Consider the following 20,875-nt stretch of genomic DNA (forward strand, 5'->3'; position numbering starts at 1 on the left):
GACCTCGTCGGCTGTCTGCCGGACCCGCAGACGCCGCACATACGCTGATGATCGGGCCGCTCGAACGCCTCACTGCTCACGCCAGGCCCGCAGCAAATCGCCCAGGTCATTCTCCGTCGTCGACATACCCTTCATGATCGCCGCGCCGGCAGCGATCAGCCTGGTAACGCCGCTCCTACCATCGAGGCTCGACGAGTGTGACCGGACTTCCGGCCGCCACCATCACAGGATCGACTCGGCGGCCATTCCCCGGACGTGCGCAAGGGCGCGGGAGCCTGTCCACTCCCGCGCCCTGACTGTCAGCGTGCCCCTCGGCCGGCCGTCACGCGGCCTTCACGAAGGACTGTGCGGCCGTTCCGTTGCAGTCCCAGATCTGCAATCGGGTCCCGTTCGCTGTGGCGCCCGATGGTGAGTCGATGCACCTGTTGCTCTGCGGATTGCGCAGCCGGTTGCCTTCCTGGACCCAGTTCTGAGCGCCGCCACCGTTGCAGTCCCAGAGTTGAAGCTTGGCGCCATTGGCTGTGCTGCCGGACTGGACGTCGAGGCAGCGACCGAGGGTGCGGAGCGTCTGCCCGTTCCACGTCCACTGCTGGTCGGTCGCCGCCGTGCCCTGGCAGTCCCACAGCTGCACAGCCGCGCCGTTGCCACCCGTGTTGTCACCGGCCACGTCGACGCACTTGCCACTCGGGCCGTTGATCTGCGTCGCGGATCCGCCCGTGGGAGGTGGCGGCGTCGTGCCCCCACCGTCCTGGTAGTAGCGCACGTAGTCGATCGATGCGGTGAGCGGGAACTGGCTCTGCACGGGGTTCTGTCCGGGGTACGTGCCGCCCAGCGCCAGGTTGAAGATGATGTGGAACGGCTTGCGGAACTCCTCCAGGGTGGCCGGAGTCGTGTCGATCACGTGCGTCTGCACACCGTCGACGTACCAGCGGATCTGTGCGGCCGTCCACTCGATCGCATAGATGTGGAAGGCAGCGGCGTTGTTGACGGCGGGGTTCGCAACGTAGTTGGCGTTCTGACCCGCTGTCCACGGGAACACGCCGGTCCGGAGATCCCAGAAGATGTTGTTCGTGACGGTCGCGTTCGCGTTCGCGTGTTCCATGATGTCGACCTCGCCGCAACTGGCCCAGTTGGTGGGCAGGCGGTCGTGGTAGGTCTGTGCCGGGTTGTAGGCGCTCGTGGACGACTCGTCGCACGAGTCACCGAGCATCCAGAAAGCCGGCCACGAGCCGGTCGCGGTCGGCAGCGCCATGCGCGCCTCGATGCGGCCGTACTGGAAGGACCTCTTCGTGTCCGTCGTCATGCGGCACGACGTCTGGTAGAAGTTGCGGCCGTTGACCGTGATGGGCGTCGTGAGCCAGTTGGCGCGCATCACGAGGTTGCCGCCGGACTGCGTGCAGTTCTCGGGGCGGTACCACTCCCACTCGCCGTTGCCCCAGCCGTCGAAGGAGTTGAGGCCGGGGTTGAGTCCGTTGCCGACGTTGTAGTTCCAGTTGGCGCTGCTGGGCGCGCCGGACCCGTTGAACTCGTCGGCCCACACGAGGTTCCACGCGGCCTGCGCGGGCTGCTGCTGGATGACCGCGCTACCGACGAGTGCAGTGACGACCGCGATGAGGAGGACCGAGAGGCGCCGGCGGCTGCGTGACAGCGTTCGGCCTTGAAAACCTGGGGTCAGTGTCACGGAGAACGTCCTCTCGTACGGAGTGGTTCGCTCTACTACGAGGTGTGACACAAGTATTACGTAAACATTGCTAACTGTCGATGCAGCACAAGCGTCGGCGCTGTCGAACCGGACCGGTCGAAGATGATCTTGTGCCCCACGTAAGGATTAAAAATGCGAACGGCCCGTTACCGAAACCTCGGCAACGGGCCGTTGACCTGCACAAACCTTGGTGGACCATACGTGGCAGAATAAGAACCGCGTTTTCGCTGGTTAGGGGCCATCTGTCGCCGTCCCGACGGTTCGTTTCCGCGCCTCACCAGCGCGATCGTGAGGACTCCCTCGAACCGCAGTGACCCTGCTCGCCCTTGACCCATCCGGCCGCGACGGCCGAGACCTCTGGACTTGAGACACGACTCCGCAAGGTCGCCACGGAGACCTGGATCAGCCATCGGGCCAGTACCTAGGCCCGGAAACGACAAGCCATGGTTGGGATTAGACACCCGGCAGGAGTCCTTGGTGCCCGCGCCGGGCGGACAGCTGTAGCGCTCCGTGTTCGCTCCGACACACATGCGCTGCGGTGTCTGTTTTGTGCTTGCAGCTTGTGATCTTGATTTACATACCATCATCGATCCCCCTAAAGTTCCGTTGCCGCTTCACAGGTACGGGGGATGACTGTTTTGGTTGCTGTAGATTCGCGCGCCCATTTTCGGGTGTTCCGGCGTTCGATCGCTTGGACCACCACGTCGTTGCTGCTTTCCGCCGCCCTTACAGCCGTGCCCTCCGAAGCCTCGGCGGCCGGCACGCAGACGGCGATGCCGACCCGGTTGCCTGCAGCAACCACCGGTCAGGACCAGGCCGCGGCGATGAGACTTGCCCGGGAGTCCGATACCCGAGTCGAGATCATGTCCGAGCGGACGGAGTACAGCCAGTTCTTCGCCGAACCCGGTGGAAACCTGACGTACGAGTCGACGGTCCTGCCTCAGCGCGTTCATCGATCTGACGGGTCCTGGGCGGATGTCGACCTGACCTTGCAGCAGTCCGCGGAGGGAACGTTGCGTCCGCAGTCTTCGGTCGCCGATGTGCGGTTCTCCTCCGGTGGTGAAGGGCCGCTGGTCACCTTGGTTGATCACGGCAAGTCGTTCACCATGACCTGGCCGGGCCGTGACCTTCCGGCCCCGACGGTGACAGCCGACACGGCGACTTACGCCGAAATACTGCCGGGTGTCGACCTGGTGGTGCGCGCGACGTCGTTGGGCTTCTCGCATGTGCTGACGGTCAAGACAGCGGACGCAGCGAAGAACTCGGCGCTGCGAGAGATCACCTTCGACCTCGGTGGTGCGGCGGAAGTATCCCGTCTGCCTGATGGTTCGTTGCAGGCAGCAGCGGGCTCGAGCCTGCTGGCCTCAGCGCCCGCGCCGGCCATGTGGGATTCCCGCTCCACCGGCGCCACCGCGAAAACCTCGGCGGAGAGTGCTGCCGCCGTCCAAGGCGCCGGCCCTGACATCTCGACTGCTGCGGCGCCCGGTGATGCCGCCCGCGTGGTGTCGGTCGAGACCGAGGTGAACTCGGCAGGGGACCTGGTGCTCAAGCCGGACGCGGACATGCTGGCCGGGCCTGCGACCTTCCCGCTGTTCATCGACCCGGAGTGGAGCACCGGCAAAAAGCGGTGGGCGTACGCGACGAACAACAACACCAGCAACGGCGACGTGTCGCGGGCACGGGTCGGTATGGATCCCGATGGCCGGATCTACCGGTCCTACTTCGAGTTCTCCCTGGCCGCACTCAAGGGCAAGCACGTCGAGTCCGCGAAGGTGAAGATGGAGGTCGACCACTCCTGGGCCTGCACTCCCACGTGGACGCACATGTACAGCGCGAATCCGATCTCGTCGACGCCGCGGACGGCGTGGAAGTCGTCGAACCCGTTCCTGAAGCACCTGTCGGCCGCTGAGTCGCATGCGAACGAGGGAGTCGGGTGTGAGGACTCGCCGCAGCCGGACAGTCCTGTCACCTTCACCGGTGGTGCGATCGGGTCGCTGGTCAACACCCTTGCGGGACGCAGCGCCGACACGGTGACGATGGCGTTCTCCGCCGGCAACGACAACCAGGAGTACGAGAACGCCAAGGACCGCTGGAAGAAGTTCTTCCTGGGCAGCGCCAAGCTGATCGCCGATGTCGATGCGAAACCCGGGAAGCCATATTCGTTGCAGGTCAACGGCGTGGCTTGTCAGTCAGCCAGTGTGGGCGTCGGGCTGACCAACCCGTACTTCGGTGCCTTCATGCCTGACTCTGATACCAGCCAGACGCTGCGGAGCACGTGGGAGTGGTACAAAGTCGTCAACGGTGCCATCTCGACGAAGATGACCTCGCCGGCGGTCAGTCAGACTCCGGCCAACAGCCGCGATGCCAGCGTTCGGGCCTCCGGCGCGGTGAACAACCAGACGTACGCCTTCCGGGTACAGGGCAAGGATCCTGCGCCGTACGAGATCACCAGCCCATGGTCCGACTGGTGTTACTTCCATATCGATACCACCGACCCGCCGGTGGTCGGAACCGTCCTGTCGATGCCGCAGGGACCCGGCAAGCCTGGGCAGTTCGAAATCAGCTCGACCGCAGCCGACGTCACCAAGTTCCGCTACGGGTGGAATGCGGCGGGCAACGAAATCGCAGCGAAAACGGTCCCGAACAGGCCCGGCAAGTCGGTGATCGTGACCCTGAGCGCGCCGAAGTATGGCGAGAACGTGTTGTATCTCCAGGCTGTCGACAGCACGAAGAACGTCGGTGACGGCTCCTTGTCCATCATCGTGCAGCGCCCGTCTCCACCGGTGGCGCGGTGGGGTCTCGAAAGCTACCCGGGCGTCAGTACGGACGACGCGCTCTCGGATCAGCAGGGAGAGCTGGCGGGAGACACACCGCTCAGCGCATCCACGTCCGGGTTCTCCTGGTCAGATCGGCAGCGGATGGTCGGTACATCGACTGCCACCTTCACCGGGACCGGTGTGCTCACCACCACGACACCGGTACTCGACACCGCGAGAAACTACGGGGTCGCTGCTTGGGTCAAGCTAGATCAAATGACCGGTGGCCAGAACATCGTGTCGCAGGACGGCAATCAGACGGCCAACTTCCAGTTGCAGTACCGCAGCGACGATCGCAACGGTGACGGCATCGCCGACAAGTCGTTCTGCTTTACCTTGCGCAACGAGGACGTGGCTGCGACTGCCGCGCTGACGACGGTGTGTGGGGTCAACACGGCGGTGGCCGGCCGGTGGACGCACGTTGCCGGTGGGTACGACGCGGCCGAGAAGAAGATCCGGGTATGGATCGACGGGGTCATGAAGGGCGAAGCCGACGCTCCGCAGATGTGGAGTGCCGCCGGACCGCTGCGGATCGGTGACCGGAAACTGACTCCGACGCAGTGGACCGATCAGTTCTTCGGCAGCGTCGCCGACGTTCAGGTCTTTGATCGGGTGCTGGTGCAGGACGACTTCACGGGCAGGATCGCCGAGCCTGGCTCACAGATGCTGGACGAGCCGGGCATCCTCACGCCGATCGAGGTCGGTCGCTGGGATTTCGCCGTCGCCTCGGAGTGTTACGACGCTGCGATCCCGGACACCTGCGCGGCAGCAGACGCGGCACCGTGGGGACGGCGCCTTCGCCTGACCCCGGGTACCGAGATCGGTGACGGTAGTGGCGGGGGGTTCGCGGCCTTCGACAATCAGCACCTTTGGTGGGTGGGGCCGGATGACCCGGTCTATGGCACCGCGACCCGGGAGTACGGCTTCTCGCAACAGAACACCGCGGGGCCGGAGGATGAGCCGCAATGGCAGGACAGTCCGGTGGTACGTACCGATCAGTCGTTCACGGTGTCGGTTATGACGCACGTCGACTCGATCGACACGACGATGACGGCCATCGCGCCCAAGGGCGGCAAACAGTCGGCCTTTTATCTCGGCAGTCGCAAGTCTACGGTCGGTTCGGTCTCCGCTCAGCGGTTCGAGGTGATGGTGCCCTCGTTGGACCAGGACCTCGGTGAGAGTTACACCCACATCGTCGCTCCGACGCCGATCGACATCGACGATGCCGGTTCCTGGACCCAGTTGACGGTCACCTACGTCGCCGGGACCAAGAAGCTGCAGTTGTACGTCAACGGCAAACTCGCCCAGTCCGGTTCGGTGCCGGGTCTGTGGAATGCCGGTGGTCCGCTGATCGTCGGGAACTCCTGGTGGAGTGCCGACAACACCTCAGGTGGCTGGACCGACGCCTGGTTCGGCGGACTCGATGACGTCCGCGTCTATCAGGGTGCCATGACTGCCGCCCAGGTAGCCGAGCTGTATGCGAGCCAGAGTGTCGATGCCCCGTAGCACGTCGTGTCAGCTCCCCTCGAACTCCTCCCCTGCGACTCACGCTTCCCAGGAGACATCTACATGAGCCGTGTCCCTCGTCCGTATGTCATCGGCCGCCTCGCTCGCGCGACGCGGATCCGGCTCGTGTGTGCAGCCGCATTGTCCGGCGCCCTGGTTGCTTCGACCTTGTCGGTGACGCCGGCCCTGGCCGAGCCCGTCAAACCTAGCCATCTGAAAGCCCAGGTAGAAAAGGTGGACAAGGACGGCGGTGAGATCGCCGGGGTCGGATGGAAACCGAAGGCCCATCCAGAGTTCGATCCCCCTGCACCGCTCTGGCCGGCCGCAGGAACCGAACTTGTGACAGCAGCCCCGTCAGGACGCCGGGCGGCCGCCGCGCAGGCCGCCCGGCCGGCCGACGTCACGGCCAAGGTCATCGACCGCAACACCCTGCCAGAGCGTTGGAAGGCTGGTGTCGTCGCTGAACTGTCGGCCCGGACCGCCGGCACCACCCCGATCGTGATGAACTACTCGGCCTTCGCCAACGCCTACGGTGGCGACTGGTCCTCTCGACTGCGCCTGTGGCAGCTCCCGGCGTGTGCGCTGACGACCCCTGACAAGGCCGCCTGCAGCGCGAAGCCGTTGTCGTCGGCCAATGATTCCTCTGCTATGACGGTGACGGCCGACGTCGCGGTACCTGCGACGAATGCGGCGGAAGCCACTCCCACGATGGTGGCGTTGGCCGCCGGCCCGTCCGGTGCCTCCGGTGACTTCGCAGCGACGCCCCTGTCGGCGTCGTCGAGCTGGTCCGCAGGCAGTTCCACCGGCGGATTCAGCTGGTCGTACCCGATGCGTACCCCACCGTCGATCGGCGGCGGCTCACCCGGCGTGTCGCTGTCGTACTCCTCGGCGAGTGTCGACGGGCGTTCGTCGGCGACGAACAACCAGCCGTCCTGGATCGGTGAAGGGTTCGAGTACAGCCCGGGATTCATCGAGCGCCGCTACGTTCCCTGCGCAGAGGACGAGAAAGGCGAGGACAACAACCCGACCTACACCGGTGACCTGTGCTGGCGGTCGAACAACGCCACCCTCTCCCTGGCAGGAAGCAGCACCGAACTCGTCTTCCAGGAAGGTAAGGGCTGGCACGCCCGGACCGAGGACGGCTCGAAGATCGAGCGGCTGACCGGCGCCGACAATGCCGACGACAACGGCGAGCACTGGAAAGTCACCACCACTGACGGCACCCAGTACTTCTTCGGACTGAACAAGCTACCTGGGCAAAGCGCAGCGACTGACTCTGCCTGGACCGTTCCGGTTTACGGCAACCACGCCGGCGAGCCCGGTCACGACACGAAGTTCTCGGACTCCCGGCTGACACAGGCCTGGCGCTGGAACCTCGACTACGCCATCGACGCTCACGGCGAGACAACCTCGTTCTGGTACGACAAGGAAACCAACCAGTACGCGGCCGAGGCCACCGAGAGCAAGAACGTGTCGTACGTCCGCGGCGGCACCCTCACCCGCATCGACTACGGAACCTGGGACCGCGGCAGCAGCGACCGTTCGGTCAAGGCCCTGGCCCAGGTCAACTTCAGCACCGCGGACCGGTGCACCTCGGACTGCTCCGACCACGACAAGTGGAAAGACACCCCGTGGGACCAGGAGTGCAAAGCCGGGGCCACCACGTGCGAGGACTTCTCACCGACGTTCTGGTCGACGAAACGGCTCGCCGAGGTCCGCACCCGCATCTGGGACACCACCAAAACCACCCCAGCCTGGCAGGACGTCGACTCCTACGCGCTCAAGCACAGCTTCCCGTCGCCGGGTGACGGCGAGAAGGGCGGGCTGTGGCTGGACTCGATCGTGCACACCGGGCACGTCGGCGGCACCGCCACCTTCCCGGCGATCACCTTCGAACCGGACCCGAAACAGAACCGGGTCCAGACCCCGACCAGTACCACCGACAACTGGCAGCGCCTGAGCAACATTTACACCGAGACCGGCGCCCGGATCCAAGTCACCTACTCCAAGGCCGACTGCACCACGGACGACCTGCCGTCCTCACCGCAGAACAACGACCGGCTCTGCTACCCCGTGATCGGACCGAATCCGCTTGACCCCGACGGGCCGGACATCACCGAATGGTGGCACAAGTACGTCGTCGAGCACGTCTCTGAGACCGACGGCCAGTACGTGGGCGGACACCAGGTACCGCCCAAGAACACCTACTACACCTACGGTGGAAAACCGGCCTGGCACTACGCCGACGACGACGGACTGAGCAAGCCCAAACGCAAGACCTGGAACCAGTTCCGCGGCTACGCGAGCGTCACGACCAAAGTCGGCGACACGAACCAGACGCTGACCACAACGAAGTACATGCGGGGCATGCACGGCGACCGCGAAGCCCCAGCAGGCGGAACCACCTCCGTCACCGTCCCGGCATCACTCGGCACAGAAACGGTGTATGACGAGGACCAGTTCGCCGGCATGGTCCGCGAGCAGATCGTCTACAACGGCACCGACGACAAACCGGTCAATAAGATCGTCAACGTCCCGTGGCGCTCCGACCCAACCGCATCACGCACCATCAACGGCGACACCGTGACCGCCCGCTACACCGGAACGAGAGTGACCTACAAAGGAACAGCACTCGGCGTCGACGGATCCCGCGGGTGGCGAGTCACCAGCTCGCAGAGCACCTTCGACGACACCTACGGCGTGGCGACCTCGGTCCAGGAGAACGGCGACGTCGCGAAAACCGGTGACGAGAAGTGCACCAGCACCACGTACAACCGAAACACGGACAAGAACATCGTCACGCTACCCAGACGAGTCACCGTCACGACGCTGCCGTGCGGCACCGCACCGACCACCACCGACCACATCATCTCCGACACACGGTCGTTCTACGACACCGCCGGCAGCGACGCCACCGCCCCGACCCGCGGCGACCTCACCCGCACCGACGTCCTCAGGAACTGGACCGCAGCGGCCGGAACCACGTGGCTGACCACCGCCACCGCGACCTTCGACTCCTACGGACGGCGCCTCACCGCCACCGACCCGCTCCGCGGTAACACCACAACGTCGGTGTACACGCCGGACAACAGCCTCGGCACCAAGCGCGCCGACACCACTCAGGCCGGATGGACGACCACGACCGACTTCCACCCGGCGTGGGCCTCACCGACGAAGATCACCGACCAGAACAATCGTGTCACCGAAGCAACCTACGACGCGCTCGGACGCACCTCACAGGTCTGGGATCAAGGCTGGCCTCGCGCTCAGAGCCCTGACCGGCCATCGGTCAAGTACACCTACAGCTTCGACCCGGAACGCAAGAACTACCCCTACATCAAGACCGAGTCACTGAATGCCGGTGGCGGCACCAACGTCGCCTACGACATCTACGACGGCCTCCTACGACCTCGGCAAACCCAGACGGCGTCAGCTGTCGACGGGCTACGCGTCGTCACCGACACCCTCTATGACCGATACGGTCGTGTCGAAATGACTTATGCCGCGCACTCCGAACCGGGCGCGCCGACAGGAACTCTTTGGGCGGAACCGGAATGGTCTGTCCCGACGCAGAGTTTGATGCTGTACGACAGGGCTGGACGAGCGACGGCGTCGGTCTTCCGGTCTGGCGACGGCGTAGCCAACGTTCTGTCCAAGTGGCGTACCACCACGACCTACGAGGGCGACCGGAGCACCGTCGTCCCGCCCGACGGCGCCACACCGACCACCACCCTCACCGATGCCGTCGGCCGGACCGTCGAACTGCGCCAGTACACGACCGACGCTGGACCGGCCGGGGCCTACGAAGCCACCAAATACACTCACAACAGCAAAGACCAGCTCGTAACTGTCGCGGATACCGCCGACAACCGCTGGACTTACAAGTTCGACGTGCGTGGACGCCAGATCGAGAGCGTCGACCCCGACAAGGGCAGAACCACATCCACCTACAACGACGCCGGCGACCTCACCAGCACCACCGACGCACGCGGTGAAGTCCTCGCCTACGCCTACGACACCCTCGGCCGCAAGACCGGCCTCTACGACGACACCGTCGCCGACGCCAACAAACGCATCGAATGGAAGTACGACAAGCTCTACACCGGTTCGCCCATCAAGGGCCAGCTGACCGAGGCTATCCGCTACGACAACGGCAACGCCTACAAATGGCAGGCCGTCGGTTTCAACCAGCGATACCAAATCGCCGGCGAACAATGGGTCATCCCCGCCGCGGAGACCGGTCTGGGCAAGACCTATGCCTACGGTCACGGCTACTCCACCTACACCGGAGCGCCTACCACCCTCACCTACCCGCCCGGCGGCGACCAGGTCACCGAGACCGTCACCACCAAGTACGATGCCCGCACCGGGCTGCCCTACGGCCTCGAAACAAATCTTCCCCAGGTCAACACGTATGTCACGGGCCAGCAGTACTCCGCCTATGGTGAACCGACGATCACCACTATGGAGACCGGAAGCGGTGTTCACACCGAGCAAAGTGTGTCCTACGAGCTCGATACCCGCCGTCCGCACCGGATCACGGTCAAGCCGGAGACAGCCTCAAGCGCCGTCTCTGATCGCGTGTACACCTACCAGGAGGCCGGCAGCCCGCTGTCGATCACGGACACACCGGCCAACGGCCAAGCCGACAAGCAATGCTTCGACTACGACCAGCTCCAACGGCTGACCTCAGCATGGACACCGAAGACCGAGGTGAGCTGCGGGTCCGCACCGTCGGTGGACAACCTCAGCGGTCCGGCCCCGTACTGGCTGGCCTGGAAAATCGACAAACTCGGTAACCGCACCGAAGAGATCTCGCACACCGCGAGCGGAGACACCACTCGCGCCTACGGCGTCCCCACGCCCGGCCCGAACGTCGTGCGACCACATGCGGTCACCTCGATGACCACCACACCTCCCGGGCAGACCGTCGGCAGCACCGCCGCCTACGGCTACGACAACACCGGGAACATGATTACCCGGCCCGGCGCAACGGCCACGCAAACCCTGACCTGGAACAGCGAGGGCAAAGCCGCCAAGATCGTCGAAGGCAGTCAGACGACCACCAACCTTTACGACGCCAACGGTGCCCGTCTGATCCGCCGAGACGCCGGCGGGACCACCCTCTACCTGCCCGGCATGGAGATCCGCCGCACCGTCTCCGGCAGCACCGCCGTCCAAACGGGCACCCGTTACTACACCTTCAACGGCGCGACCGTCGCGTCACGCACCACCGGCCAGCAAAGCCTCACTTGGCTGTTCAACGACCACCAAGGCACCCAGCAGATCGCCGTCAACGCCTACAACCAACAGGTAACGACCCGCCGACAGCAGCCCTACGGCAACCCTCGCGGCACCGCGCCCGCCTGGCCCAACAACAAAGGCTTCGTGGGCGGTGACAACGACCCCACCGGCTTGACCCACCTCGGCGCCCGCGAATACGACCCCACACTGGGCCGGTTCATCTCGGTAGACCCGATCCAGGACCTGTCCGACCCACAACAGTGGAACGCCTACTCCTACTCCGGCAACGACCCGATCGGGCACAGCGACCCCACAGGGCTGCGCGACGACGACCTCTTCTACGGCGAAATCGGCGCCGGCTTCAAGGAGAACCCGGACGGCTCCTCCGACAACGGCGACGGCGACGGCGGAGGTAATGGCGACGGCGGAGGTAATGGCGACGGCGGAGGCAATAACGGAGGCGACGGCGGCGGAACCGGCAACAGTGGTACCAGCAGCGGGAACGGCGGGAAATCCTCGGTCGGATCGGTGATCGGAGCCGGCCTCAAAGCCCAGCTCGACGCCGGATTCGACGCGACCCTCGGCGCCGCCCAAGGCATCTACTCCCTCTTCGAGAGCGCCTACCATCAGGGCGTCGCTGACGGCACCGCCATCGGCAACGGCGACATGACCGTCTGGCAAGCCCTCTGGGGCCAAACCAAGCGCACCTGGAACTCCGCTCCTGGCATGGGCGGCAGCACCTGGAACATGCTCAAGGGCCTCTACGCCCATGGCGAAGCCGCAGTAACCGCCGACAACGTCACCGACGCTACGTATCACGGCACCTATCTCGTCTCCACCATCGCACTCATGTTCGCCGGCGGCAAAGGAGCAAAAGGGGCCCCGAAGACCCCCAAAACTGCGCTCGCCGACGGCGTAGAGGGAAGCGCAGCCCGGCGAGGCAAGCCCGAAGGCTGCCTTAACAGCTTCGCACCGAGCACGCTGGTCATGATGGGTGACGGTTCGAAGAAGCCCATCGGAGAAATCAAAGAGAACGACCTCGTCCTGGCCACCGATCCGGACACGGGCCGCACCGAGGCCCGACCGGTCGTCGCTACACACGTCAACGATGACACCGAGCTCACCGATCTAACGATCCGCAGCGCCTCCGGTGCGCATTCGACGATCGAGACAACACAGGAACACCCCTTCTGGGACGCTGAACAGAAGGCTTGGCGTCACGCCGAGGACCTCGCAGCCGGAACACCCCTCCTCACGGCGGACAAATCCCGCACCCTGGTTGCTTCAGCCAAGTCCTACGTTGGCCGCCGCTTCATGTACAACCTCACTGTCGCCGACATCCACACGTACTATGTGCTCGCCGACAACACCCCGATCCTCGTTCACAATACGAATTGTGGAAACCTCTTCAAGGGTGACGGTTGGCAGCACGTGCTAAATGAACATGTAGACGGAAGCCCAGGGGTTGCCCCAGGAAACACCACATTCTCGAACTATTTGAATTTGGATGACATCGGAGGCTTGATTGAGGACACTGTCAGAACTCGCGGAGTTCCGAATACTCCTGATCCATTGACGGGGATTTCCCGAGATGGGACGAAGCATACAGTGGACTTTGAATACCCTGTCGGATCCCGCGGCGAGACGTCAGTAGAAGTAATCTTGAACACTGATGGATCAATCCGTACCGCATACCCGAGGTGATCGTATGGATGAATTTTCCCTGCGCTGGCGTATTACAGGTTCTGGCTCAGCAACGTTCTGCCTGGATCTCCGAGAGGAAACGGTCGAAATCCATACGACCTACGTCGGTGACGGTTTAGGTTCTGTTCTGCAAGCGGCCCTGGACCTGCAGGGCGGTTCTAGCTCGGCGATAGCATTTCTGCCGGCAGAACCGGGAGGCTCCTGTCTGTTCTTCGGCGGTGCCAGCTCGCGCGTGTACCTGCAGATTGTTGATTTTCAAGACATGTCTTCGGAAGATGGACGGTGGGGCGGTGGTCGTCTTCGATGGAATGGCCATGTGAGCGTCGACCGCTTTGTCCGTCAGGCAGCAACCATGGCTGAAGATGTCTTGGCCGAATATCAAGACGCGGCATCTTATCGTGTTGCTTGGGGAGGAATTCCGTTCCCGGTAGACAATATTCGGCGTCTACGGGATCGCATAGGCGACGATCGCGGCCTTCGATGACGCTAAGCTTGAATAGCAAGCGTGAGTCACACGTTGAACAAATCCGAATACGCGGCAGGAAAGGCAGCGCTGTCCTGGCTCGCTCATTTACCGAGTTAGCGCGTGGGCTCATTGAAGCGCGTGGACGGTACATTTTGGGAACCGACCAGTACATCTCCGAGGGAGATGCTTACAACGGGCTGACCGGGTGATGGCGCGACGGTAGATCTACTAACCTACCGAGACGGACGCAGCGGCCCCAGGACGTCAAGCGTCCGTGGGTGTACTGGCTGGAGACAGCACCCGGTCAGGTTCTCGGTATTCGCGGCCTGCCTTCCGCGGGCGGAGGCCGAGGACCGAACCGATCCGCCATCACGGCCGCGCCGCGCACGACGAGGGCGCAATGGTGGCGGTTCTTTCGGATGTGTGAGGCATGACGATCGCAACGCGAGACGTACATCGGGTCTAACAGGCAGAAGCGGTCTGCATCACCGGTCGTGGATTTTCCGACAACGGGGCATGGTCAGGCTCGTTCGAGGGTGGTGACCATGGCGCTGGCGATGTGCGCAACGGCGTCGGTAGGGTCGGCCACCGTCACCGTGGTGGCGTGCATGAAGGTGTGGCCGGGCAGGCCATCGGGACGCAGCCAGAGAACGCCGCACCCCGCTCGATGCAACGTGGTGACTATTTTCTGCCCGGCGGCGATGTCGTTGAGGTGCCCGTCGGATACCACGGCAAGCATGCGCAGGGTGCGGCCGTGGCGCAGATCCAGGAGCTGGTCAGCGACTCGGGCGGCTTCCGGGAAGGTGACGGTGCTTTGGTTGGCGACCATGTGCAGCACCCGTGGTGGCCGCTCGCCGGGAGCGACGAGCACGGTGGTGTAGCTGCCGAAGCCGACGGTGGTGGTGACGGCTTGGGCCCGGCGGGCGGCGTGGGCGAAGATCCAGGCGGCGGAGGACATTTCGTCGGCGTAAGACTGCATGGAGCCGGACAGGTCGACCAGGATCGCCAGGTGCAGAGTCGGCTTGAGCGGCGGAAGCTGCCGGCGCTGTTGCCAAGGCGCGGCGGTGGGTACCTGCCCGGCGGCCGTTTGCGCGTCGGCGGTGATGGCCTGCCTGGTGCGGAGCCGCCCGGGTGGGATCAGTGACGGTTTGACACCGGGTTCCGGGTGCGGGCGTGTTGGATTCGGGCGGCGAGGTCGCCGGCGGCGCGGCGTTGCTGCTCGGTGGGGTTGCTGCGCTTCCAGCCGGTCGGCGGTGTGTGCCGCCGGGCGAGGGTGTGGGCGGCGTACTAAGCTGGGGTGACCGGCGGTGACGGCCAAGAAGTCGGTCAGGGCCTGGGCGAGCCGGCCAGGGAACTCGCCCGGATCGGCGGCCGGGACGGTGCGCTGCTGGTCGGGGTCGATGCCGAGGATCTGGCACCAGCGGCGCGCGAGTTGGATCATCGTGGTTGCGTCGGTGTCGTCGACCAGGTGAGCGTGTTGCCAGACCTCGCGGAGTTCGCGTAGCCGCCGGCGGCCGAGTACGGCGGTGACCGCGGCCCGCACGGTGCGGACGTCTTTGCTGGTGACGATGCGGGCGTCGACGCGTGCCAAGAACAACGCGGCGAGGGTTCCGACGTGCCAAGGGTCGTCGACCGGGGCGGTGCCGGGGTCGAGCAGGGCGGTGACGGTGTGGCGTAGCCAGCGCCGGTCGGCGCGGCGCCGCTGGCGTTGTCTGCCTTCCGCGCGGGATTCCTCGAGCAGGTCGGCGACGTGGGCGAGGATCGGCGGGGTGCCGGGCGGGGCGGTCCAGCGGCTGTGCGCGGCGTGGGCGGCGCCGTGGACAAGCAGCCCGTACCCGGTCGGAACGGCGCGTTTGTGGGCGGCCCGGGCCGGGTCGGCGACGTCGGGGCTGTCGGCGATGTTCTTGAACAGCCCGATCGCGCCCTTGAACAGGTCCATCTAGGCGACCGACTCGCCGGGTTCGAGTTCCTCGCGCCGGAGTGGCCCGGCCTCGCCCCTGGGTTCCTGGGTGGGCGGAACGCCTCCTGGACGAGCTTGGTGCCAACGAGACTGTCGGAGAGTACGGCTCGGCGGCGGACTGGACCTCCACTTCGTTCATTGCGGTGAACGCCGCGGTCTCGTAATCCCCGCGCAGGAGCTGAGGGCGGGTCGTGAACTCGAGATCGGGGACGAGATCGATGTCGAGCCGCTCGGCAGCGCGCAGCCAGCGGGTGCCCCGGCGCAGGAACTCACGGCCGCGGCGGGTGATGGTGAACGCTTCGGTGGAACTCTGGTCGAACGTCCAGGTAATCAGGCGCTTGGCCTGCAGCCAGCCCCACGCGTCAGAGAGGATCTGGACCACCTCCGGTTCCTGCGGGGTGGTGATCCTGGCGGACCTCCAGCAACCAACTGCGCCAGTTCCAGGAGTGCTGCGCAGAGATCAGTACCTGCAGGGCAAGATCGTCGAGGGAAGGGCGCGGACCTCGTCGCCCTCGAGCGTCCAGTTCTGCATTATGCCGCTCCTTCCGGTTGAGGCGGTCAGGTGCCGACCTGGTCGAGACGGGCGCATGAATAGGCTGGCCAGAGCAAGGTATTCGAGGGCTTCCTCGGCGGTGTCGGTAGATCGACGCCTTGGCCCGGTGTTGCGGATGGCCTGCATCGCGCAGCGAGCAGAATGCGGAATTCTTGGCGTTCATCGGCGGCGTTGCGCCCGGCATGTCGGGCGACATCGATCTTCGGGCCAGCGCCGAAGGTCTGCTTCATCAGCTTGACGCCAGACTCCTCGAAGCCGGCGTCCTGCTGGATGCAGTACCTGATGGCTTGGAAAGCGGCGAACTCGCGCGGCTGTGATGCCTGTCGGCGAACAACGCTCCCGAGGCAGCCGAGATCGTGGGTGCATGCCGGTGGTCGACGCGGCGTGCGGTGGTCGCGGGCTTGGTCGCGACGGGAGCATTTGCGGCCTGGATGTGGCTGAAAGGTCTCACGTCACCTGACCACGTCGCCCGGCAGGGCCGACAAGCAAAGATGATCTTGTGCTCCCATTTTGCTCCCAGCGTAAGGCGCCAAAAGCAAACGGCTCGTTACCCAAACCTCGGTAACGAGCCGTTGACCTGCACAAACCTTGGTGGGCGATACTGGGATCGAACCAGTGACCTCTCCGGTGTGAGCGGAGCGCTCTCCCGCTGAGCTAATCGCCCTCAACGGAGTCAGACTGTACCGGACTTGGTGCGCCGGGCGCGAGCCAGGGTCCGGCGGGTCAACCTCCGGTGATGAACTTCCAGATCACCGACGCCAGGTCGATGCCCATGGTGAGCTTGACGGAGGTCCAGACCACCGCGCAGATGAAGACGAAGCCGGCGAGGCCGATCAGCGCGCGCAGGGGCAGGGGTTGTTTCAGTACCCAGTGGGTCCAGGACTGGACGTGGCCCTTGGTGAAGTGGAGCAGGCGTTTGGCCCAGTGGAATTCGACCGCCCAGATGGCGAGGCCGAGGATCACGATGGCCCAGCCCGGTCCGGGGAACGGGATCAGCACGATGCCGACGGCCACGACGATGCCGCCGAGGATGCCGATGCCGATCTTGAGCGCGAGGCGCCCGGTGGGGTTGGCGCGGATGCGGTCGAGGACGCCTGGAGGTGAGTCTTCCTTGGGCGGGGTTTCGATCACGGGGTCGGATTGGGACATCTCGTTCACTTTCGCGGCAAAGATCGCGTGCTCCCGGTCATTTCATCCCCTAGTGTTCCCCGCCCCCGTCACTACCCGGGAGGAATGGACGTTACCGGAGTGAGTCAACTGCTGAACCACCCGACGCCGGGCGGAACCGAGCAGCCGGGCAGAACGGGCAAGATACCGTTTATCGGCTCGTTCGGTGAGCTTATCGGAACCGTCTTCCCACTACTGGGTGAGATCAGCGTATGGCGGAGCGTAATGACAGGGATCACCTGAGTATGGGAAACGCGGGGTTCACCAGCCTCGCAGCGGTGCCGGGGGGAGTTCGTCCATGAGTACCATTCGTCCAACGACCGTCGAGGTCGAAACCTCGCTGCGGCTCGTAGCGCCAGATGCCACGGCTCTGCCCGTGCGCGCCAGTCTGCGGTACGACCCAGCCGACCCGTACGCGGTCCACGTGTTGTTCCACGCAGAATCAGCCGGTGGGGAAGCCGTTAGCTGGTCCTTTGCGCGCGAACTGCTCGTGACCGGGCTCGATGAGCCTGCGGGCATCGGGGACGTCCGGGTGTGGCCGTGGGCCACACCGCGGGGCGATTTTGTTGCCCTTGCGCTGTCGTCGCCTGACGGCAACGCGCTGTTCGAAGTGCCACGCAGTGTCCTGGTCCGGTTCCTTCGGCGCACCTATGTGGTGGTGCCGCGGGGCCGGGAGTCCGATCACCTGGATGTGGACGCCGCGGTCAACCGGCTGCTGGCCGGTCGATAGTCAGAGCTTTACGGGGCGACCCGCACGGACACTGCCGGTCCGTGCGGGTCGCTCTTTTTATGCCCGGGTACGCCGACCGAACCGGGCGAACACGACAGCAAGGCCGGAGTCGCCGGAATCGGATTCGAAGCGGATTCCGGTGCAGAAAGCGAATAGCATCACCGACCACACCTTTATGTCTGATTTGGCCCTTGTTAAGAGGGTGGCCGGGCCGATATGGCCCGCCCAACGGGCCAACACGTGCATCGCTGGTCACGGCCGGATACGGTCGGCCTCGATGGTCACTTCCGGTACCCGCCGCACCCGGCTCGCACCCGCCCCCAACTGGGCGGGCGTCGGAACCTGCGCGTTGCCGGACACCGATCTGGCCGATCCGCATCCGGTGCCGCGGCGGTTGCCCTACCACCTGCTGGCGCTGACGACCGCGGGACACGGCACCGTCGAGATCGATTTTGTGGTTCATCGGTGCCGCCCGGGCACCCTGTTGTGGATCCGGCCGGGTCAGGCGGTGCGCTTCGGGATCGAGCCGGGGCTGGATGCTTCGCTGGTCTCGTGGGATCGCGAGCTGCTCTCGGCGGCCGAGGTGGCCGGCGTACCGGTGGATGATCTTCCCGGGCCGACACGGTGGCAGCTGGCCGGCGAGGACGAGGACGCCGTGATCACCGAGGTGGCGCAGCTCGGTGTCGACAGCGCGCGGCATTCGTCCGGGGCGGTCGCCGGTGCGCTGCTGCGTCATCAGCTTGCCGTCCTGTTGCTGCGGATCGCGTTGCTGACCCGTGCCGGGGACGGCGGCGGCACCACCTCGGAGAGCCGGACCTTCGCGCGGTTCCGCCGCGACCTGGAGGACGGTCATCCGCACAGCCGGCGGGTGGAGGACTACGCGGCGCGGATCGGCTGCTCGGTCCGGACGCTCACGCGGGCCTGTCTGGCGGTCACCGGCCGCAGCGCCAAGCAGGTCGTCGACGACCGGGTCGCACTCGAGGCGCAACGGCTGCTGGCCTGCACGGATCTGTCCGTCGCCGAGATCGGGCGGCGGCTCGGGTTCGGTGAGCCCACCAACTTCGGCCGTTTTTTCCACCGCGAGGTCGGGCTCAGCCCGGGTGCGTTCCGGATCGGCGCCGGGGTCCAGATGCCCGCGCAGGTGGCCGCCGACGTCGCCGACATCGGCGCCCGCGTCCCGGCCCAACGACTCGCCGCCGACTGAAGTCCGGCGACCCCAGCAACCGACTGCTGACTCAGTGTGATGCCCGAATTCCCATAATTCCTGGGGTGCGCGAGGATGTCGGGCTTTGACGCGGCATGATGGTGGGGTGCAGATCTCCGCGCGCGGCGACTACGCGGTACGGGCGGCGCTGAGCTTGGCCCACGCCTACCCGGCCCTGATGTCCGCCCAGGCCATTGCCCAGGACCAGAACATGCCTCGAAAGTTCCTCGAGGCGGTTCTCGCCGACCTGCGCCGCGCCGGGGTGGTCAGAGCTCAGCGCGGTGCCGAGGGCGGCTACACATTGTCACAGTCCCCACGGGACATCACGATCGGTCAGATCCTGCGGGCCGTCGACGGTCCACTCGCGGGAGTCCGCGGGCTGCGACCCGAGGAAACCCAATACTCGGGAGCGGCGGAAAACCTGCCGAACCTGTGGGTGGCCGTACGGTCCGCGGTGCGTGAGGTGGTCGACGAGGTCAGCCTGGCCGAGTTGATCAGTGGGCGCATGCCCGCCCACGTCCGCAAGCTCACGACGCGCCCGGATGCCTGGCAACCCCGCTGAGGGGTTTGCGGATATCGACGATCGGGAACCTTCCGGCCATCTGGCTCTCCACGGAAGGACTACCCCGATGGGCATCATGTACCGCAGTCGCAAGAAGTTCGGGCCGCTGATCCTGAACTTCACGCAGCGGGGATTCTCGTCCTGGTCCATCAAGATCGGTCGCTGGTCCTGGAACTCCAAGGCCCGCGCCCACCGCGTCGACCTGCCCGGTCCGCTGTCGTGGAAGCAGGACAAGTCCTGATCCTGGTCATGCTGCGGTGATCACCACGTCACCGCCCAGCCTGCCCTGCTCCGGCCGCCGGGTCACCGACCCGGCGGTCAGCAGTGCGTGCAGCACCCGGGTGGCGTCCTCCGCCCGGTAGACCGTCTCGGTGAGCGCGAACGTCCGCAGCTCCGTGACCGTCGACTCCCCCACCTCGGCCAGGTGACCGAGCAGCTCACGGCGCAGCGGCCCGGGGTGCGGGTTGAGCGAGATGTCGATCAGGTGCCGCTCCGGGTCACCCGGATCGCGGTAACGGACCCCCGCATATTCGTCGACCGCCCACAGCGTGTCCTTGAAGCCTTCCAGGCTCTTGCCCGACGCCGTCGCGAACACCAGCACCTCGCCCGGCTCCTCGTCCACGGCCAGCTCCACCGCCGCCACCAACGGAAACCCTGCCGCCCGCAGCTCGGCCCGATAATCGTCCGCGGCGAACCCCTCCGCCGGCAGCACGATGATCGCCTCCGCCGGCTTCCCGGCGGCCAGGGCTGAGACGGCCGTCACTGCCGGCGGCCCACCGGCGGCCGTCGCATCCAGAAAACCCAGCAACGGTACGCGGGCAGAGCCGGCCGCCTTCAACGCGATCGCGAGCGCGCCGTCGGTGCCACCACCGACCGTGTGGACGGTCAGCCCCGCCGCCGCTTCGGCACCCTGCTGGATCGCCGCGAGCCGCCGGGCGACGTCGGCGGTCTCCTGTCCGACCGCCACCATCGTCAGCTCACGCCCCCTGACCAGGTCGGACTGCTCGGTGAAGACCCGCAGCGCGGCCTCGGCCAGCTCAGGGGCGGCATCGGCGTACCCGTGGGCGTAGGTGGCGCGGCGGGCCCTGTGCAGGGCGGCGGGCGTCCAGGCCTCGAGGTGGCGGACGAGGATCTCACGCTTGACGTCGGCGACGCTGTCGGCGGTCATAACGGAGTTATACGGCCTCGGGCCGCCGCAGGTCAGCCCGGGTCGTCGCGCGAGGGGTCTTGTACCGAGGGTGTCCGAACAGACACTATGAGG

12 protein-coding genes and 1 tRNA gene are annotated in these 20,875 nt (G+C 65.6%); 8 read left to right on the forward strand and 5 right to left on the reverse strand.

Annotated features, from left to right (window positions below):
* Positions 1-322: 322 nt before the first annotated feature.
* Positions 323-1,681, reverse strand: coding sequence for a ricin-type beta-trefoil lectin domain protein (locus AFR_RS48135; RefSeq protein WP_023561115.1), 1,359 nt, complete (start codon positions 1,679-1,681; stop codon positions 323-325).
* 650 nt (positions 1,682-2,331) lie between these two features.
* Between AFR_RS48135 and AFR_RS32745 the strand changes: the two genes are divergently transcribed.
* The 3 genes from AFR_RS32745 to AFR_RS46395 all read left to right on the forward strand — a co-directional run bounded on the left by AFR_RS32745 (position 2,332) and on the right by AFR_RS46395 (position 13,456).
* On the forward strand, positions 2,332-6,024 hold the full coding sequence (locus AFR_RS32745; protein WP_084298213.1) for a LamG-like jellyroll fold domain-containing protein: 3,693 nt from the start codon (positions 2,332-2,334) through the stop codon (positions 6,022-6,024).
* Between the two features lie 63 nt (positions 6,025-6,087).
* The gene (locus AFR_RS32750; protein ID WP_148308132.1) at positions 6,088-12,972 is read left to right on the forward strand and encodes a polymorphic toxin-type HINT domain-containing protein; all 6,885 of its coding nucleotides are present in this window, start codon (positions 6,088-6,090) and stop codon (positions 12,970-12,972) included.
* A 4-nt stretch (positions 12,973-12,976) separates the two neighbouring features.
* Entirely contained in the window at positions 12,977-13,456 is a 480-nt protein-coding gene (locus AFR_RS46395; RefSeq protein ID WP_148308133.1) for a hypothetical protein, read from the forward strand.
* A 502-nt stretch (positions 13,457-13,958) separates the two neighbouring features.
* Here AFR_RS46395 and AFR_RS32755 read toward each other — a convergent pair.
* Positions 13,959-15,377: a vWA domain-containing protein gene (locus AFR_RS32755; protein ID WP_023561118.1), complete on the reverse strand. Its 1,419-nt coding sequence runs from the start codon at positions 15,375-15,377 to the stop codon at positions 13,959-13,961.
* Positions 15,378-16,103: 726 nt separating this feature from the next.
* Here AFR_RS32755 and AFR_RS46920 point away from each other — a divergent pair.
* Complete coding sequence (locus tag AFR_RS46920) at positions 16,104-16,268, forward strand: hypothetical protein (RefSeq protein WP_158510587.1); 165 nt, start codon at positions 16,104-16,106, stop codon at positions 16,266-16,268.
* Between the two features lie 272 nt (positions 16,269-16,540).
* On the opposite strand, the gene AFR_RS32760 is transcribed toward AFR_RS46920, so the two are convergent.
* Positions 16,541-16,615 (reverse strand) — tRNA-Val (locus tag AFR_RS32760).
* A gap of 59 nt (positions 16,616-16,674) precedes the next feature.
* Positions 16,675-17,100, reverse strand: coding sequence for a TIGR02611 family protein (locus tag AFR_RS32765; RefSeq protein WP_052359857.1), 426 nt, complete (start codon positions 17,098-17,100; stop codon positions 16,675-16,677).
* A gap of 316 nt (positions 17,101-17,416) precedes the next feature.
* Between AFR_RS32765 and AFR_RS32770 the strand changes: the two genes are divergently transcribed.
* The 4 genes from AFR_RS32770 (at position 17,417) to AFR_RS45515 (ending at position 19,855) form a co-directional block, all read left to right on the forward strand.
* Positions 17,417-17,848: an SsgA family sporulation/cell division regulator gene (locus AFR_RS32770; protein ID WP_014446635.1), complete on the forward strand. Its 432-nt coding sequence runs from the start codon at positions 17,417-17,419 to the stop codon at positions 17,846-17,848.
* 277 nt (positions 17,849-18,125) lie between these two features.
* Positions 18,126-19,052 (forward strand): helix-turn-helix transcriptional regulator, encoded by a 927-nt coding sequence (locus tag AFR_RS32775; protein WP_023561120.1) that lies wholly within the window; start codon positions 18,126-18,128, stop codon positions 19,050-19,052.
* A 106-nt stretch (positions 19,053-19,158) separates the two neighbouring features.
* Positions 19,159-19,614, forward strand: coding sequence for an RrF2 family transcriptional regulator (locus AFR_RS32780; RefSeq protein ID WP_023561121.1), 456 nt, complete (start codon positions 19,159-19,161; stop codon positions 19,612-19,614).
* A gap of 67 nt (positions 19,615-19,681) precedes the next feature.
* Positions 19,682-19,855, forward strand: coding sequence for a hypothetical protein (locus AFR_RS45515; protein WP_023561122.1), 174 nt, complete (start codon positions 19,682-19,684; stop codon positions 19,853-19,855).
* Positions 19,856-19,861: 6 nt separating this feature from the next.
* Here the strand turns inward: AFR_RS45515 and AFR_RS32785 are convergent, their stop codons facing one another.
* Complete coding sequence (locus tag AFR_RS32785; protein ID WP_023561123.1) at positions 19,862-20,782, reverse strand: hypothetical protein; 921 nt, start codon at positions 20,780-20,782, stop codon at positions 19,862-19,864.
* Positions 20,783-20,875 lie beyond the last annotated feature (93 nt).

Origin of the sequence: Amorphoplanes friuliensis DSM 7358 (assembly GCF_000494755.1) — a bacterium.
Classification (GTDB): Bacteria; Actinomycetota; Actinomycetes; order Mycobacteriales; family Micromonosporaceae; genus Actinoplanes; species Actinoplanes friuliensis.

Excerpts from the sequence above, each read along its gene's own strand:
- AFR_RS32745 (WP_084298213.1), top strand. The coding sequence starts at position 2,332 with ATGACTGTTTTGGTTGCTGTAGATTCGCGCGCCCATTTTCGGGTGTTC.
- AFR_RS32750 (WP_148308132.1), top strand. The coding sequence starts at position 6,088 with ATGAGCCGTGTCCCTCGTCCGTATGTCATCGGCCGCCTCGCTCGCGCG.
- AFR_RS46395 (WP_148308133.1), top strand. The coding sequence starts at position 12,977 with ATGGATGAATTTTCCCTGCGCTGGCGTATTACAGGTTCTGGCTCAGCA.
- AFR_RS32755 (WP_023561118.1), bottom strand. The coding sequence starts at position 15,377 with ATGGACCTGTTCAAGGGCGCGATCGGGCTGTTCAAGAACATCGCCGAC.
- AFR_RS32765 (WP_052359857.1), bottom strand. The coding sequence starts at position 17,100 with ATGTCCCAATCCGACCCCGTGATCGAAACCCCGCCCAAGGAAGACTCA.
- AFR_RS32770 (WP_014446635.1), top strand. The coding sequence starts at position 17,417 with ATGAGTACCATTCGTCCAACGACCGTCGAGGTCGAAACCTCGCTGCGG.
- AFR_RS32775 (WP_023561120.1), top strand. The coding sequence starts at position 18,126 with ATGGTCACTTCCGGTACCCGCCGCACCCGGCTCGCACCCGCCCCCAAC.
- AFR_RS45515 (WP_023561122.1), top strand. The coding sequence starts at position 19,682 with ATGGGCATCATGTACCGCAGTCGCAAGAAGTTCGGGCCGCTGATCCTG.
- AFR_RS32785 (WP_023561123.1), bottom strand. The coding sequence starts at position 20,782 with ATGACCGCCGACAGCGTCGCCGACGTCAAGCGTGAGATCCTCGTCCGC.